Below are 16104 nucleotides of genomic sequence, written 5' to 3' on the forward strand. Positions count from 1 at the left end.
GGGGGATTCTTAGGATGGCTGTTTTTATTAATAAAGACACAAAAGTAATTGTACAAGGTATTACGGGTGAAACAGCGCTATTCCATACGCGCCAAATGATTGATTATGGCACGAAAATTGTAGCGGGTGTAACACCAGGTAAGGGCGGTCTTGAAATTGAGGGCGTTCCAGTATTCAATACAGTTGAAGATGCCGTTAAAGCAACAGGCGCTACGGTATCTGTAATTTATGTACCAGCACCATTTGCAGCAGATGCAATTTTAGAGGCTGTGGATGCAGAGCTTGATATGACAATTTGTATCACAGAGCATATCCCAGTACTAGATATGGTAAAGGTAAAGCGTTATATGGAAGATAAGAAGACACGCCTAGTAGGACCTAACTGCCCAGGAGTTATTACGGCAGATGAGTGTAAAATTGGTATTATGCCAGGCTATATTCATACAAAAGGTCATGTTGGTGTTATCTCTCGTTCGGGTACATTAACGTATGAGGCTGTACATCAATTAACACAAGAAGGCATCGGCCAAACGACTGCAGTTGGTATCGGTGGTGACCCTGTAAACGGTACAAACTTTATTGATGCACTACAAGCATTTAATGAAGATGAAGATACGTATGCAGTAGTAATGATTGGTGAAATCGGTGGTACAGCAGAGGAAGAAGCAGCTGAGTGGATTAAAGCAAACATGACTAAGCCAGTTGTAGGATTTATTGGCGGACAAACAGCACCTCCTGGTAAACGTATGGGACATGCTGGTGCTATTATTGCAGGTGGTAAAGGTACAGCGAAAGAAAAAATCAAAGCGATGAACGCTGCGGGAATTGAAGTTGCTGAAACACCATCAGTTATTGGCGAAACGCTAATTAAAGTGTTAAAAGAAAAAGGGCTATACGAAAAGTGTAAAACCCATTAATATAAAAGGTACAGCCATGTGCTGTGCCTTTTCTTTTGTTTTACGGTACTTTCTAGAGGAGGAAGTATTATGGATAAAACTACGCAAGCCTTGCTTGCACTTCATTACATTACACCACTAACAGCTAAGGCTGTAGCGGCGCTTATACAAGCTAATCAATTAGAGCGCCTAGACACGCTTCAAGTTAACCAACTTACCCAAACCCTACGGATTACCCCGCAACGCGCAAGCGCCATCCTAACGCAATTTAAACAGCTTTATAAAGTTGATATGCAAAGCTATTATGCAGAAAATGCGATTGTCCCCATTCCTTTTTATGACGAAAATTACCCGAAATCGTTACTTTCGATTTATGACGCACCAGCTGTTTTGTATGCTAAAGGTAATGTAGAGTTGCTAAAAAATCCTGCAATTGCTGTTATTGGTTCAAGGAAAGCTAGTTCTTATACAAGTCGCGTATTACAGCAAATTTTACCTGAGTTATGTGCGCAAAAAATTACTATTATTAGTGGGTTAGCATTGGGTGCAGATACAATAGCGCATCGTTTAACTATGCAATTTGGAGGGCAAACCATTGCAGTTTTGGGGAGTGGGTTTTATCATATGTACCCGAGGCACAATGAACAATTAGCGCAACAACTAATTGAACAGCACTTACTACTTACCGAGTATGCGCCTTATGTGAAACCTGCACGCCACCATTTTCCTATGCGTAATCGAATAGTTAGCGGACTATCGCAAGCGTTAGTTGTAACAGAAGCTGCCAAAAAAAGTGGCACGCTAATTACAACAGAGTTTGCTTTAGATGAAGGGAAGGATGTTTTTGTAGTGCCTGGACCTATTGACTCTCCGCTTTCTACGGGTACAAATTTCTTGTTAATGGAAGGTGCAATACCGCTGTTAAACAGCCAACAAATTATCGAAGCATTACAAGGAAAAATAGAAAATGAGTTGCAATAAAATGAAATGTGTTATACATTTTGCAACAGGTGAACTTAAAAAAGCAGTAATAGTAAGCCTCTAACTAAGGGGGAAAAATAAATGGCAGATTATTTAGTAATTGTGGAATCACCCGCAAAAGCAAAAACAATTGAACGTTATTTAGGTAAAAAGTATAAAGTAAAAGCGTCGGTAGGGCATGTGCGTGACTTACCACGAAGCCAAATGGGCATTGACACTGAAAACAACTACACGCCAAAATATATTACCATTCGTGGTAAAGGGCCTGTTTTACAAGAATTAAAAACAGCGGCCAAAAAAGCTAAGAAAATTTATCTCGCGGCTGACCCCGACAGAGAAGGGGAAGCGATTGCTTGGCACTTAGCGACAGCGCTTAATATTGATATTGAGTCAGATTGTCGTGTGGTATTTAACGAAATCACTAAAGATGCCATTTTAGAATCATTTAAGCATCCTCGACCAATTAATATGGATTTAGTTGATGCTCAACAAGCGCGTCGTATGCTTGATCGTCTTGTTGGCTACAATATTAGTCCGATTTTATGGAAAAAAGTTAAAAAGGGATTGTCTGCTGGACGCGTACAGTCAGTAGCTTTACGTTTAATTATTGACCGTGAAAATGAAATCAAACAATTCATTCCTGAAGAGTACTGGACAATTGATGCGGCATTCGCAAAAGGGGCAAAATCATTTGACGCATTGTACTATGGTACAGCCGAAGAAAAGGTTAAGCTAACGAATGAGGCACAAGTACAGGCTATTCTTAAACAATTAAAAGGTGACGACTTTACTGTTCAAAGTGTAACGAAGAAAGAACGTAAACGTAATGCAGCGCCATCATTTACAACGTCTTCTTTACAACAAGAGGCAGCGCGTAAGTTAAACTTCCGTGCTAAAAAAACAATGATGCTAGCACAACAGCTTTATGAAGGTATTGACCTTGGTAAAAAAGAAGGCATTGTTGGTTTAATCACCTATATGCGTACAGACTCAACGCGTGTATCTGAAACAGCGAAGACAGAAGCAGTAGCCTATATTAATGACAAATACGGTGAAGAGTTTATTGCGACAACAGAGCGTCAAACAAAAAAAGCTACTAACTCACAAGATGCGCATGAGGCGATTCGTCCAACGAGTACAATGCGTGCACCAGAAACATTAAAAACGGTGCTAAGTCGTGATCAACTACGTTTATATCGCTTAATTTGGGAGCGCTTTATTGCGAGCCAAATGGCACCCGCTGTATTAGATACAGTATCTGTAGATTTACAGCAAGGTGACGTGGTGTTCCGTGCAAATGGATCACAGGTTAAATTCCCAGGTTTCATGAAAGTATATATTGAAGGTTCTGATGACCAAAAAGAAGAAAAATCAACGTATTTACCTGATATGGCAGAGGGTGATGTTGTAAAGGCAACAGAAATTGAGCCAAAGCAACACTTTACACAACCACCACCACGCTTCTCAGAAGCACGTTTAGTAAAAACGATGGAAGAGTTAGGTATAGGTCGCCCATCAACTTATGCGCCAACACTTGATACTATTCAACGACGTGGCTATGTGACACTAGATGCAAAGCGTTTCATCCCAACCGAACTTGGTGAGATTGTGCACCAATTAGTATTAGAGTTCTTCCCTGATATTTTAAACATTGAGTTTACTGCTCAAATGGAGCGTGACCTTGATGAAGTTGAGGAAGGTAATCGCAAGTGGGTAGATGTTATTGATGCGTTTTATCAAGACTTCGAAAAACACGTTCAGCATGCGGATGCAGAGATGGAGAAAGTTGTTATTAAGGATGAGCCAGCTGGTGAAGACTGCGAGAAATGTGGCTCGCCAATGGTTTATAAACTTGGGCGCTATGGCAAGTTTATGGCGTGTTCTAACTTCCCAGAATGCCGCAATACAAAAGCGATTGTAAAGCTTATTGGTGTGAAGTGCCCAGATTGCGAGACTGGTGAAATCGTTGAGCGTAAAAGTAAAACCCGCCGTATTTTCTATGGCTGTAATCAATACCCAGAGTGTGAGTTTGTCTCTTGGGATAAACCAATTGCACGACCATGTCCAAAGTGTGAGTCGTTGTTAGTTGAGAAGAAATTGAAAAAAGGTATTCAAATTAAATGTACGAATGATGAGTGTGACTACGAAGAAGCACCCGTACAATAAAGAAAGCGCGGTAGAGAAAATGACACAAGTAGTAAATGTAATTGGGGCAGGTTTAGCAGGCTCAGAGGCAGCATGGCAATTAGCAGAGCGTGGGGTACAGGTTCGCCTGTACGAAATGCGCCCTGTAAAACAAACGCCAGCGCATCATACGGATAAATTCGCAGAGCTTGTGTGCTCTAACTCCCTACGTGCAAACGGTTTAACGAATGCAGTAGGTGTATTGAAAGAAGAAATGCGTGGTATGAGCTCAGTAATTATGCAAGCTGCAGATAAGTGTGCAGTACCTGCAGGTGGCGCTTTAGCAGTTGACCGACATGAGTTTGCGGGCTACGTAACAGAAGCAGTTAAAAACCACCCACTTGTTGAGGTAATTAACGAAGAAGTTACATCAATCCCTGAGGGTGTGACGATTATTGCGACAGGCCCTTTAACATCAGAGGCTTTAGCAAAAGAAATCCAAGCATTAACAGGTCAAGATTATTTGTATTTTTACGATGCAGCAGCACCAATCATCGAAAAAGACAGCATTGATATGGACAAAGTCTATTTAAAATCGCGTTATGATAAAGGTGAAGCGGCTTACCTTAACTGCCCAATGAATAAAGAAGAGTTTATGGCATTCCGCGACGCGTTAATTGCGGCAGAGGTTGTCCCACTGAAAGAGTTCGAAAAAGAGATTTACTTTGAAGGCTGTATGCCAATTGAAGTAATGGCAACACGTGGCGAAAAAACAATGTTATTTGGTCCTATGAAACCAGTAGGTCTTGAGGATCCAAAAACAGGCAAGCGTCCATATGCTGTTGTGCAGTTACGTCAAGATGATGCAGCAGGTACGCTATATAACATCGTTGGTTTCCAAACACATTTAAAATGGGGACCACAAAAAGAAATCGTACAAATGATTCCGGGTCTTGAAAATGTAGAGATTGTACGTTATGGTGTAATGCATCGTAATACATTTGTTAACTCACCAGAGGTTTTAGAGAAGACCTACCAAATGCGTGAGCATAAACACATCTTCCTAGCAGGTCAAATGACAGGTGTTGAAGGTTATGTGGAGTCCGCTGGGAGTGGACTTGTTGCAGGCATTAACGCAGCTCGACTGGTAAAAGGTGAGGAGCTGATTGTTTTCCCAAGTGAAACAGCACTAGGTAGCATGGCGCGTTATATTACAGAGGCGCAAGCGAAAAACTTCCAACCAATGAACGTGAACTTTGGCATCTTCCCAGATTTACCACCAGGTCGTCGTTCAAAACCAGAGCGCGCTGAGCTACATGCTACACGCGCACTTGAAGCACTAAAAAACTTTAAAGCGTCAACAACGATTTAAATGAATATAAAGGGGGCTACGTAATCGCTATAGATTACGTAGCTTTTCTTGTGGTTGGCTAAACTTTGGACATAATTTATACGCAATTTCAATTAAAGATTGACGAAATTATCTTTTTACTTGCACAATTTGCCCAATAGGTATAGAGTTTCCTTGTGTGTTTCAAAAGATGTGGCAATAAAACAATTTGTGGTGGTGAAATTTGTTGTGAAGATTTCAACGGAGCAAGCAATGGAGCAATTTGTTTTATATATTACGGTCGAAAAAAACTTCTCTCCACACACCATTTCGGAGTACCAGGCAGACTTGCAGGACTTCTTTGTTTTCCTACAAACTGAAGCTGTCACACAATTGACAGATGTTACGTATCCTGTTGCAAGGCTATATGTTACACAGCTTTATGATAAACAGTTAGCGCGTACGACAGTGTCGCGTCGCATTTCAGCAATACGTTCGTTTTTTCGGTTTTTAAATAAAACATACGCCATTGATGACAGTGCGTTTCACCTGTTATATCATCCTAAAAAACAACAGCGCTTGCCGCAATTTTTTTATGAACAAGAGCTAGCACAGCTATTTGAAGCGGTGCAAGGTAACACTCCTAAGGAACAGCGAGACTTAGCAATGCTTGAGCTATTGTATGCTACAGGGATTCGTGTTAGTGAACTAACAGCGCTAACTCTACAGGATATTGATTTCACTTACAGTATTATTCGTGTGATGGGCAAAGGACGTAAGCAACGTATAGTACCCTTTGGACAATATGCTGCAAATGCTCTTGAGCGTTATACTACACAAGGACGCGTGCGCTTAATGAAAAATACAGCGCATCAACAAGTCTTCGTAAATATGCGCGGTGCACCTATTACAGACAGGGGCGTGCGCTATATTTTAACGGATATTATGAAGCGAGCAGCTCTGCATAGTAAAATTCATCCTCATATGTTGCGTCATACATTTGCGACGCACCTCGTTAACAACGGTGCAGATTTACGAACCGTTCAAGAATTACTTGGGCACAGTAGTTTATCCTCCACGCAAATCTATACGCATGTTACAACAGAGCATTTACGTAAAACATATATGAACGCTCATCCAAGAGCGTAAATTGGAGGTATCATGATGGGACAAATTCATGCAACTACGATTTTTGCCATTCATCATAATGGTAAATGTGCCATGGCTGGCGATGGACAAGTGACATTAGGGAACGCGGTAGTTATGAAGCATACCGCTCGTAAGGTCAGACGTCTGTTTAACGGCAAGGTGCTTGCGGGCTTCGCAGGCTCTGTAGCAGATGCATTTACTTTATTTGAAATGTTTGAGGCTAAACTTAATGAATATAACGGTAATTTACAGCGTGCGTCTGTAGAAGTAGCGAAGCAATGGCGTGGCGATAAAATGTTGCGACAGCTTGAAGCGATGTTGCTTGTAATGGACGAATCAACTTTATTATTAGTATCAGGTACGGGTGAGGTTATTGAGCCGGATGATGGAATTTTAGCAATTGGCTCAGGTGGTAACTATGCTTTATCAGCAGGTCGTGCATTGAAAAAGTACGCTGGCGACAATCTTACAGCGAAAGAAATTGCAGAGGCGGCACTTACGACAGCGGCTGATATTTGCGTGTTTACGAACCATCAAATTATTGTGGAGGCGTTATAAAATGGCGAAAAATAATTTAACTCCAAGACAGATTACTGAGCAATTAAGTCGTCACATTGTAGGTCAAAACGATGCTAAACGTGCTGTAGCTATTGCGCTACGCAACCGCTATCGTCGTACGCAACTTTCTGAGGCATTACAAGCGGAAGTTGTACCTAAAAACATTTTAATGATTGGACCTACAGGTGTGGGTAAAACAGAGATTGCTCGCCGTATTGCTAAGTTAACAAATGCACCCTTTATCAAGGTCGAGGCGACAAAGTTTACTGAGGTAGGTTATGTAGGTCGTGATGTTGAGTCAATGGTACGTGACTTAGTAGAAGCTTCACATCGTTTAGTTAAGGAAGAGCTTATGCAAGGCGTTCAAGAGCAAGCTGAGCAGTTAGCTAATGAACGACTGGTCAAACTACTTGCACCTACTCAGAAGCGCAAACAACCTACACAAAATCCATTTGAGATGCTATTTGGTGGGCAAACTGAGCAAGCAGACGAAGAAGACGGTGATGATACTGTAATTCGTTCAAAACGCGCACAGCTAGCTATTGATTTGCAAGCAGGTAAGTTAGAAGAAGAAATGGTTACAATTAAAGTAGAAGAACAAAATATGGCGATGTTTGATGCTTTACAGGGTGCTGGCATGAACAACAATCCAGGTATGCAAGACATGCTGTCAGGATTAATGCCTAAGCAAACGAAAAAGCGTCGTCTTAAAGTACGTGATGCACGCCGTGTGTTAACGCAGGAAGAGGCAGCAAAGCTTATTGATAGCGATGAACTAACACAAGAAGCTGTAACGCGTGCTGAACAAAGCGGTATTATTTTCATTGATGAGATTGATAAAATTGCAAGTCGCTCAAATGGTGGCTCATCAGCAGATGTGTCGCGAGAAGGTGTACAACGTGATATTTTACCAATCATTGAAGGCTCAACAATCACAACGAAGTACGGTCCCGTAAAAACAGATTATATGCTATTTATTGGTGCAGGTGCTTTCCATATGTCAAAGCCATCTGATTTAATTCCTGAATTACAAGGGCGTTTACCAATTCGTGTAGAGCTGGATAAATTAACGAAGGAAGATTTTGTTCGTATTTTACAAGAACCAGATCAATCTTTAACAACACAATATAAAGCGCTGCTAGCAACAGAGGGCGTAACAATAGAGTTTACTGACGCGGCTGTTGAACGCATTGCAGAAATTGCTATGGAAGTAAACCAAGAGACAGATAATATTGGTGCACGCCGTTTACACACTATTTTAGAGCGTTTACTAGAAGAAGTTTCTTTTGAGGCTTCGGAGATTGCACCAGCACATATTGAAATCACACCAGTTTATGTAGACGAAAAACTCGGTGAAATCGTTGGAAATAAAGATTTATCTCAATTTATTTTATAATTTTAAGAGGAATTAGTTTCGCTTATTTGAAAAAACCTTTAGAATATTAAGAAAATAGCGAATTACTAATTTAGGAGGAAATATACAAATGGATTTATTAGCAAAAACACGTACAATTAACTCAATGTTACAAGCATCGGCAGGTAAGCCAGTTAATTTTAAAGAAATGGCAGATATACTAGGTGATACAATTGACAGTAACGTTTATATCGTAAGCCGTAGAGGTAAACTACTTGGCATTTCAATTCATCACCAAATTGAAAACGAACGTATGAAAAAAATGTTTGAGGAACGTCAATTCCCTGAACAATACACACAAAACCTATTCAATATTACAGAGACGTCTTCAAACTTAGATATTGATAATGTGCACTCTGCATTCCCAATTGAAAACCGTGAATTATTTGCAAATGGTTTAACAACAATCGTTCCTATCATTGGTGGGGGCGAGCGTCTAGGTACATTAATTTTAGCACGCCTATTCGAAAAATTTGACGACGAAGATTTAATCTTAGCTGAGTACGGTGCTACTGTAGTAGGCATGGAAATCTTACGTGAAAAAGCGGAAGAAATCGAAGAAGAAGCGCGTAGTAAAGCTGTTGTACAAATGGCAATTAACTCATTATCATTCAGTGAACTAGAAGCAATTGACCATATTTTCGAAGAACTAGATGGTACAGAAGGCTTGCTTGTTGCCTCTAAAATCGCTGACCGTGTAGGTATTACTCGCTCAGTAATCGTTAATGCTTTACGTAAATTAGAGAGCGCTGGTGTAATTGAGTCGCGTTCACTAGGTATGAAGGGTACGTATATTAAAGTGCTTAATGATAAATTCCTTGCTGCACTTGCAGAAGTGAAAATGAAGTAATTTCACTAAAATGTAGATTCCATACAGTTGTATGGAATCTATTTTTTCGTAAAAACCTGTGTTTTTGACGAAATTATGAATAAAATAATCAATTTACCTAAAATAAAACTTTAGTCTCATTATGTTGGGAAGTAAGGCTATGAGTAAAAATACATAATTGTGGAGAATGGCGGTAAAAGTGAGATTATTGAAAGAAACCTCGTATATTTATAATCATAGTAAAGGTAAAAATTCAGTTGTATATAAGGAAAAACACCTAAAAGTAGTCATAAAAACCTAAATGATAAGAAAAATGACTAATAGACACTACCGCATAACTTAATTACAATTAGAGTATACTGTGTATAATCGACTGGAAACTGTAATAGTGATGATTGAGGTGAAAGTATGAATTTATTTGGAGGCACAATACGTTCGCTAGAAAGCGGTTTAACGTACGCTTCGACTAAGCAAAAGGTAATTGCTCAAAATATTGCTAACGTGGATACGCCAAATTACAAGGCAAAAGATGTTAGCTTTAAGCGTATGCTAGCGCAACAACAGCAAGCTGTTATGCATGCCAATCGTACGGATGCGCGTCATTTCGACTTTACTTTTAATAAAAGCACGCCAGGTGTGTATAGCTATACTAACCTACGCTATCGTGCCAATGGTAATGGTGTTGATATGGACAAGCAACAAGCAGAGCTAGCTGAAAACGTAATTTACAACAATGCATTAATTGAACGCTTAAATGGTAAATTTCGGACATTGAATACGGTAATTAAGGGAGGTAAGTAAAGATGACGATTTTCCATGGCATGAACACAACTGCCTCAGCCTTAACAGCACAGCGCCTTAGAATGGATGTTATTTCTTCCAATATGGCTAATGTGGATACAACAAGAGCTAAACAAGTTAATGGCGAATGGGAGCCATATCGCAGAAAAACTGTGACAATGTCTTCTGCAGAAGGAAAGTTTTCTACATTTTTAAATGGGGCAATGGGCAAGCAAATTAAAGGGGCAGAAGGTAATGGTGTAAAGGTCTCTCGTATTAAAGAAGATACTGAAACACCGTTTAAATTACTTTATAATCCAACTCACCCTGATGCTAATGCAGACGGCTATGTGCAAATGACGAATGTGGATCCATTAAAAGAGATGGTTGATTTAATGTCTGCCACACGTTCGTATGAGGCAAATGTTACAGTATTTAATGCCAATAAAAATATGTTATCTAAAGCATTAGAAATCGGAAAGTAAAAGGAGAGTGAGTACATATGCCAATAAATGCGGTATCAATAATGGCACCATCTGCAATAACGCAGCCTACTAAGCCTACACTACATACTACGCCCGAAGCGGCTCAACAAAACTTTGCGGCATCATTAAAAGATGCTATCGCCAAAGTAAATGATCAACAAATAACATCAGATAAAATGACTAGTAAATTAATCAATGGTGGCAACGTAGAGTTACATGACGTAATGATAGCGTCGCAAAAAGCGAGTGTAACATTAAATGCAACAATTGAAGTTCGTAATAAAGTGATAGAAGCCTACCAAGAAATAATGCGTATGAGTGTCTAATTACACGGTTATCGCGAGTTATTCAATGTTGGAGCATTCACTATAACCGGAGGATTCGTAATGGATGAACGACTAACTAAAATAAAAGACGACGCGAAAGCCTTTTGGCAAAGTCGTAGTAAGCGGCAAAAGGGTGTTATGATCGGCGGGGTAGTTAGTGTGATTTTATTAGCCGCCATCATTACCTTTTACGCTACAAGAACAAATTTCGTACCGCTTTATAAAGATCTATCTACAGCAGAAATCGGTGGTATTAAGGAAGCCCTAGATGCACAGGCTACACCATATGAGATTGGCGCTGGCGGCACATCTATTCTTGTGCCACAAGAACAGGTGGATCAATTATTAGTACAATTAGCAGCAGAGGGTTACCCGCAAACAGGGCTAATTAGCTATGACTCGATTGGTAATACAGGCTTTGGTGTTACAGATAATGAGTTCCAAGTAAAAAAATTAGCAGCTACGCAAAATGAGTTGCGTAATTTATTAATGGTATTTGATGGTGTCAAGGGTGCCAATGTAATGCTGAGCTTGCCAAAGCAAGATGTTTTTGTTAAGCCTGCATTAGAAAGTAACGAGGCACAGGCTGCTATTACGTTAAATACAGCGCCTGGACAACAGTTTTCTGATGAGCAAATTGCTACAATGTACCGCATTGTAGAAAAAAGTGTACCTAATTTAAAGCCTGAAAATATTCGTATTACTAACCAGTACTTAGAGGATTTTTCGATTACACCTAAAGCAGGTGGTGGTGATTTAATCGCAACACAGCTAGATACAAAGAAAAAAATCGAAACAGATTTACAAAATCGCGTGCATGCGATGTTGGGTACGTTAATGGGACCAGAAAAAGTAGCAGTTGTTGTTACTTCAGATATTGACTTTAATAAAGTAAATGAAACAGGTGAATATGTTGAGCCTGTGGATGAAGAAAATATGGAAGGCCTAAAAGTAAGTGTTCAACGTATTACAGAAAACTATACGGGAACAGGTGCTAATGCAACAGGTACGCCTGAAGCAGGTCAACCAACAGATAACTTTACCAATTACCAAGAAGGTGCTTTTGGTGACGGTGAGTATGAGCGTATTGAAGAGACGATTAACAATGATGTTAATCGCATTCGTCGCGATATCGAGCAAGCGCCTTACCGTATTCGTGACCTAGGCATTCAAGTAATTGTAGAGCCACCAACACCTGATGATGCTAATTCATTAGAGCCTCAAGTACGTGATGACATCGAAGCGATTTTAGCAACTGTTGTGCGTACGTCTTTAGATAAGGCAGCAGCTGGGGAACTAACAGAGGAAGCACTTCAAGACAAAGTGACATTAACCGTGCAAGAAATGCAAGGTAAAGTAGAGTTTGCTGAAAACGAGAAGCCAATTATTCCTTGGTGGGCTTGGGTAGTAGGCGGTATTTTACTAGCTGTTATTTTATTACTTGTATTCTTCATTTTACGATCACGTAAAAAAGCACAACAGGAAGAAGAAGAGCTAATCCTTGAAGAACAAGAGGATCTTGTTGTAGATGATTTAAGTGAAGAAGTGGAAACAGAAGCAACATTACGCCGTAAACAACTTGAAAAAATGGCGAAAGAAAAACCTGAAGACTTTGCGAAATTACTGCGAAGCTGGATTGCAGACGAGTAACTAGGAGGTTTCCTTTGTGTCTAAGACTAAAGATAAAGAATTAACAGGTAGACAAAAAGCAGCGCTCCTTTTGATTTCAATGGGACCTGAAGTGTCTGCCGCTGTATATAAACACCTGGACGAAGAAGAAATTGAGCGCTTAACATTAGAAATCTCTAGTGTTAAGCGTGTTGAACCAGGTGTAAAAGAAGAAATTATAGAAGAGTTTCATAATATTGCTCTTGCGCAAGACTATATATCGCAAGGTGGTATTGGCTATGCCAAAACAGTGCTTGAAAAAGCACTTGGTGAGGAACAAGCACAAACGATTATTAATCGTTTAACATCGTCATTACAAGTGCGTCCATTTGACTTCGCACGACGTGCTGATCCATCACAAATTTTTAACTTTATACAAAATGAGCATCCTCAAACGATTGCATTAATTTTGTCTTATTTAGAGCCAGAGCAAGCGGGTGTTATTTTGTCTTCACTTCCACAAGAAGTACAAGCAGATATTGCTAAACGTATTGCATTAATGGACTCAACATCGCCAGAAGTTATCAGTGAAATCGAATCGGTTCTTGAACGTAAGCTCTCATCAACTGTTACGCAAGATTACACGGAAACAGGTGGCGTAGATGCAGTAGTAGAAGTATTAAATGGTGTAGATCGTCAAACCGAAAAAACCATTCTCGATGCGCTTGAAATTCAAGATCCAGAACTTGCTGAAGAAATTAAAAAGCGTATGTTTGTATTCGAAGATATCGTTACACTCGACAACCGTTCAATTCAGCGTGTGATTCGTGATTGCGAAAATGAAGACTTACTATTGTCACTTAAAGTATCAAGTGAGGAAGTTAAAGATATTTTATTCAGCAATATGTCACAGCGTATGGCAGAAACATTTAGAGAAGAAATGGAGATTATGGGACCTGTACGACTGCGAGATGTTGAAGAGGCGCAAACACGTATCGTTGGTACAATCCGACGCTTAGAAGACGCGGGTGAGATTATCATTGCACGCGGTGGAGGCGATGACGTCATTGTCTAGGATTATTCGTTCTTTTCATGTTCAGCCAAAAGAGGAAGACGTTCGAGAAATCAAGATTCAACGTATATTTGAAGAAGAAGCCTTACCTGAAATGGGAGAGGGCGTAACACTGACGGTAGCTGATGTGCACCGTGAGCGAGATACATTATTAGCAGAGGCACGTGCGACGCTAGATGCCGAGCAACAAGCCTTTACCGAAGAACGTACGCAATTGCTTGATGAAGTTGAGCAATTGCGACAGGCTTGGGAGGACGAGCGTCCACAGCATGTAAATCAAGCGTATGAAGAGGGCTTTGCACAAGGGTATGAAGAAGGCGCACAAAAAGCAGAGGCAGCGCTGCATGCAGACCTTGAGCAAGCTAACTATATTGTGCAACAAGCAGCAGAAAATGCACAGGCTTACCTTGCTTCTCAAGAACAAGTGATTTTAGCACTAGCTATGCAAGCTGCGGAACATATTATTGGTACAAGTCTTGAGCACAACAAGGAACTTTTTGTACCTGTCGTGGAACGTGCGCTAAAAGAGGCACGTGAAATGAAAGAAATTAAAATTTACGTAGCACCTACATATTATGAAGTGCTAACAGCAAAGCGCGATGAATTAGCAGAGATATTCCCTCCAGACGTACCATTGTTGTTATTTGTTATTGAGGAGTTAGGAGATACGGAATGTTACATCGAGACAAACCATGGACGTATCGTGGTGACGATTGATGAGCAATTAAGTGAGTTGCGTAGTAAGCTATTTGAGTTACTAAATCGTAAGGAGTGAGGGCAATGAAAGCTGCTGATTTATTAGAGCAAATTACTACATTACCAACCTTCAAGAAATACGGTCGGGTAACACGTGTTGTAGGCTTAATGATTGAGTCACAAGGACCAGAAAGCTCCATTGGTGATGTGTGTAAAATTCATGTACCTACTGTGCGCGACGGGGACCAGATTATTTTAGCGGAGGTTGTAGGTTTTAAAGATGAGATAGTAGTACTCATGCCTTATACTTCACTTCGTGAAATTTCCACAGGCTGTTTAGTGGAGGGTACACGTGCGCCATTAGAGATTAAAGTTGGTTCAGAACTTATTGGTAAAGTGCTAGATTCGATGGGTAACCCTATTGATGGCACACTGTTACCAAGTGGATTACCTACCGTACCGACAGAACAGGACCCTCCTAACCCATTAACACGACCTCCTATTGATGAACGTTTAGAAGTAGGCGTTAAAGCAATAGACGGTATGTTAACAGTAGGTAGTGGTCAACGTATTGGTATTTTTGCAGGCTCTGGTGTTGGTAAAAGTACCTTGCTTGGTATGATTGCACGTAATACAAAAGCTGACTTAAATGTCATTGCTTTAATTGGTGAGCGTGGACGTGAGGTACGTGAGTTTATTGAGCGTGATTTAGGCCCAGAAGGCTTGAGCCGTTCGATTGTTGTTGCAGCAACCTCTGATCAGCCCGCTTTAATGCGTATCAAGGGTGCATTTACAGCTACAGCAATCGCTGAGTATTTTCGAGACCAAGGTTTAAATGTCATGCTAATGATGGACTCTGTAACACGTGTTGCTATGGCGCAACGTGAAGTTGGGTTAGCCGTTGGTGAGCCACCAGCTACGCGTGGTTATACACCTTCAGTATTTGCTATTTTGCCAAAGCTACTTGAGCGGACAGGAACAAATTTACAAGGTACAATTACAGCGTTTTATACTGTATTAGTTGATGGTGATGATATGAATGAGCCAATTGCAGATACAGTGCGTGGTATTTTAGATGGGCATATTGTGTTAGACCGAACATTAGCCAATAAAGGGCAGTACCCTGCCATTAATGTGCTAAAGAGTGTCAGCCGATTAATGAACCATATCGCTACACCAGAACATCGTGCAGCAGCCGAGAGACTACGTAACTTGTATTACACTTACGATAAATCAGAGGACTTAATTAATATTGGTGCGTATAAACGCGGTACATCACATGATATTGATGAGGCTATTCATTATGAACCACTTATTACCTCCTATTTAAAACAAGGATTTATGGATAAGATTTCATTAGAGGATAGTGTTAATGAACTTATTAATTTATCTGCTAATGGTGGTCGCTAATGTACAACTATCGTTTTCAACAAATATTAACGATTCGTGAGCAGGAAAAAAACGAAACGGAAATGGCCTATAAAGATGCGACTAAAGCATTTGAAGATGTGGCTACTAAGCTATACGACTTACTAAAGAAAAAAGAAGACCTAATTGATTATCAACAAGAGCGTTTAAAGATTGGCGCATCTATTGATGAGGTGCATCATTACGCACGTTTTATTGATAGTCTCGAAAAAACGATTGCAGATGCGCAACAAAAAGTAATACAAGCGCGTGCCAAAATGCAATGGTATGAAGAAAAATTGCTAGAGAAAAACCTTGAAGTGCGTAAGTTCGAAAAAATGCGCGAAAAAGATCACGAACGCTTTAAGGAAGAACAAAGTCGCATTGAAATGAATTTTTTAGATGAAGTTTCTTTACAAACGTATAACAAAAAGGGAAATAGGTGACAC

At 40.2% G+C, this 16104-nt stretch carries 16 protein-coding genes; all 16 read left to right on the forward strand.

Annotated elements, in window-relative coordinates; translation table 11 throughout:
- Positions 1-14: 14 nt before the first annotated feature.
- The 16 genes from sucD to fliJ all read left to right on the forward strand — a co-directional run bounded on the left by sucD (position 15) and on the right by fliJ (position 16101).
- The gene (gene sucD / locus CH76_RS00485) at positions 15-917 is read left to right on the forward strand and encodes a succinate--CoA ligase subunit alpha (RefSeq protein WP_036141350.1); all 903 of its coding nucleotides are present in this window, start codon (positions 15-17) and stop codon (positions 915-917) included.
- Positions 918-986: 69 nt separating this feature from the next.
- Positions 987-1877, forward strand: a complete 891-nt coding sequence (dprA, locus tag CH76_RS00490) for a DNA-processing protein DprA (protein WP_036141353.1) — start codon at positions 987-989, stop codon at positions 1875-1877.
- Between the two features lie 81 nt (positions 1878-1958).
- Complete coding sequence (topA, locus tag CH76_RS00495) at positions 1959-4043, forward strand: type I DNA topoisomerase (protein WP_036141355.1); 2085 nt, start codon at positions 1959-1961, stop codon at positions 4041-4043.
- Positions 4044-4062: 19 nt separating this feature from the next.
- Positions 4063-5373 (forward strand): FADH(2)-oxidizing methylenetetrahydrofolate--tRNA-(uracil(54)-C(5))-methyltransferase TrmFO, encoded by a 1311-nt coding sequence (gene trmFO, locus CH76_RS00500; protein ID WP_036142196.1) that lies wholly within the window; start codon positions 4063-4065, stop codon positions 5371-5373.
- Positions 5374-5580: 207 nt separating this feature from the next.
- Entirely contained in the window at positions 5581-6480 is a 900-nt protein-coding gene (gene xerC, locus CH76_RS00505) for a tyrosine recombinase XerC (protein WP_200877315.1), read from the forward strand.
- A gap of 15 nt (positions 6481-6495) precedes the next feature.
- Positions 6496-7038, forward strand: coding sequence for an ATP-dependent protease subunit HslV (gene hslV / locus CH76_RS00510; protein WP_036141360.1), 543 nt, complete (start codon positions 6496-6498; stop codon positions 7036-7038).
- A 1-nt stretch (position 7039) separates the two neighbouring features.
- Positions 7040-8434, forward strand: a complete 1395-nt coding sequence (gene hslU / locus CH76_RS00515; protein ID WP_036141364.1) for an ATP-dependent protease ATPase subunit HslU — start codon at positions 7040-7042, stop codon at positions 8432-8434.
- An 88-nt stretch (positions 8435-8522) separates the two neighbouring features.
- On the forward strand, positions 8523-9302 hold the full coding sequence (gene codY, locus CH76_RS00520) for a GTP-sensing pleiotropic transcriptional regulator CodY (protein WP_036141366.1): 780 nt from the start codon (positions 8523-8525) through the stop codon (positions 9300-9302).
- Between the two features lie 387 nt (positions 9303-9689).
- Positions 9690-10082, forward strand: coding sequence for a flagellar basal body rod protein FlgB (flgB, locus tag CH76_RS00525; RefSeq protein ID WP_036141369.1), 393 nt, complete (start codon positions 9690-9692; stop codon positions 10080-10082).
- A 2-nt stretch (positions 10083-10084) separates the two neighbouring features.
- Positions 10085-10546 (forward strand): flagellar basal body rod protein FlgC, encoded by a 462-nt coding sequence (gene flgC / locus CH76_RS00530; RefSeq protein ID WP_036141372.1) that lies wholly within the window; start codon positions 10085-10087, stop codon positions 10544-10546.
- A gap of 17 nt (positions 10547-10563) precedes the next feature.
- The gene (gene fliE, locus CH76_RS00535) at positions 10564-10872 is read left to right on the forward strand and encodes a flagellar hook-basal body complex protein FliE (RefSeq protein WP_036141376.1); all 309 of its coding nucleotides are present in this window, start codon (positions 10564-10566) and stop codon (positions 10870-10872) included.
- Positions 10873-10932: 60 nt separating this feature from the next.
- Positions 10933-12522, forward strand: a complete 1590-nt coding sequence (gene fliF, locus CH76_RS00540) for a flagellar basal-body MS-ring/collar protein FliF (RefSeq protein WP_036141380.1) — start codon at positions 10933-10935, stop codon at positions 12520-12522.
- 16 nt (positions 12523-12538) lie between these two features.
- Positions 12539-13555 carry a flagellar motor switch protein FliG gene (fliG, locus tag CH76_RS00545; protein WP_036141383.1) on the forward strand — a complete coding sequence of 339 codons (1017 nt, stop codon included), beginning with the start codon at positions 12539-12541 and terminating at the stop codon, positions 13553-13555.
- On the forward strand, positions 13539-14327 hold the full coding sequence (gene fliH, locus CH76_RS00550; protein WP_200877321.1) for a flagellar assembly protein FliH: 789 nt from the start codon (positions 13539-13541) through the stop codon (positions 14325-14327). Before fliG ends, fliH begins: the two co-directional genes overlap by 17 nt.
- A 5-nt stretch (positions 14328-14332) precedes the next feature.
- Positions 14333-15658, forward strand: coding sequence for a flagellar protein export ATPase FliI (gene fliI, locus CH76_RS00555; RefSeq protein WP_036141390.1), 1326 nt, complete (start codon positions 14333-14335; stop codon positions 15656-15658).
- The gene (fliJ, locus tag CH76_RS00560) at positions 15658-16101 is read left to right on the forward strand and encodes a flagellar export protein FliJ (RefSeq protein WP_036141393.1); all 444 of its coding nucleotides are present in this window, start codon (positions 15658-15660) and stop codon (positions 16099-16101) included. The genes fliI and fliJ overlap by 1 nt, the downstream gene beginning before the upstream one ends.
- Positions 16102-16104 lie beyond the last annotated feature (3 nt).

This window comes from Lysinibacillus sp. BF-4 (assembly GCF_000743635.1).
Taxonomy (GTDB): domain Bacteria; phylum Bacillota; class Bacilli; order Bacillales_A; family Planococcaceae; genus Metalysinibacillus; species Metalysinibacillus saudimassiliensis.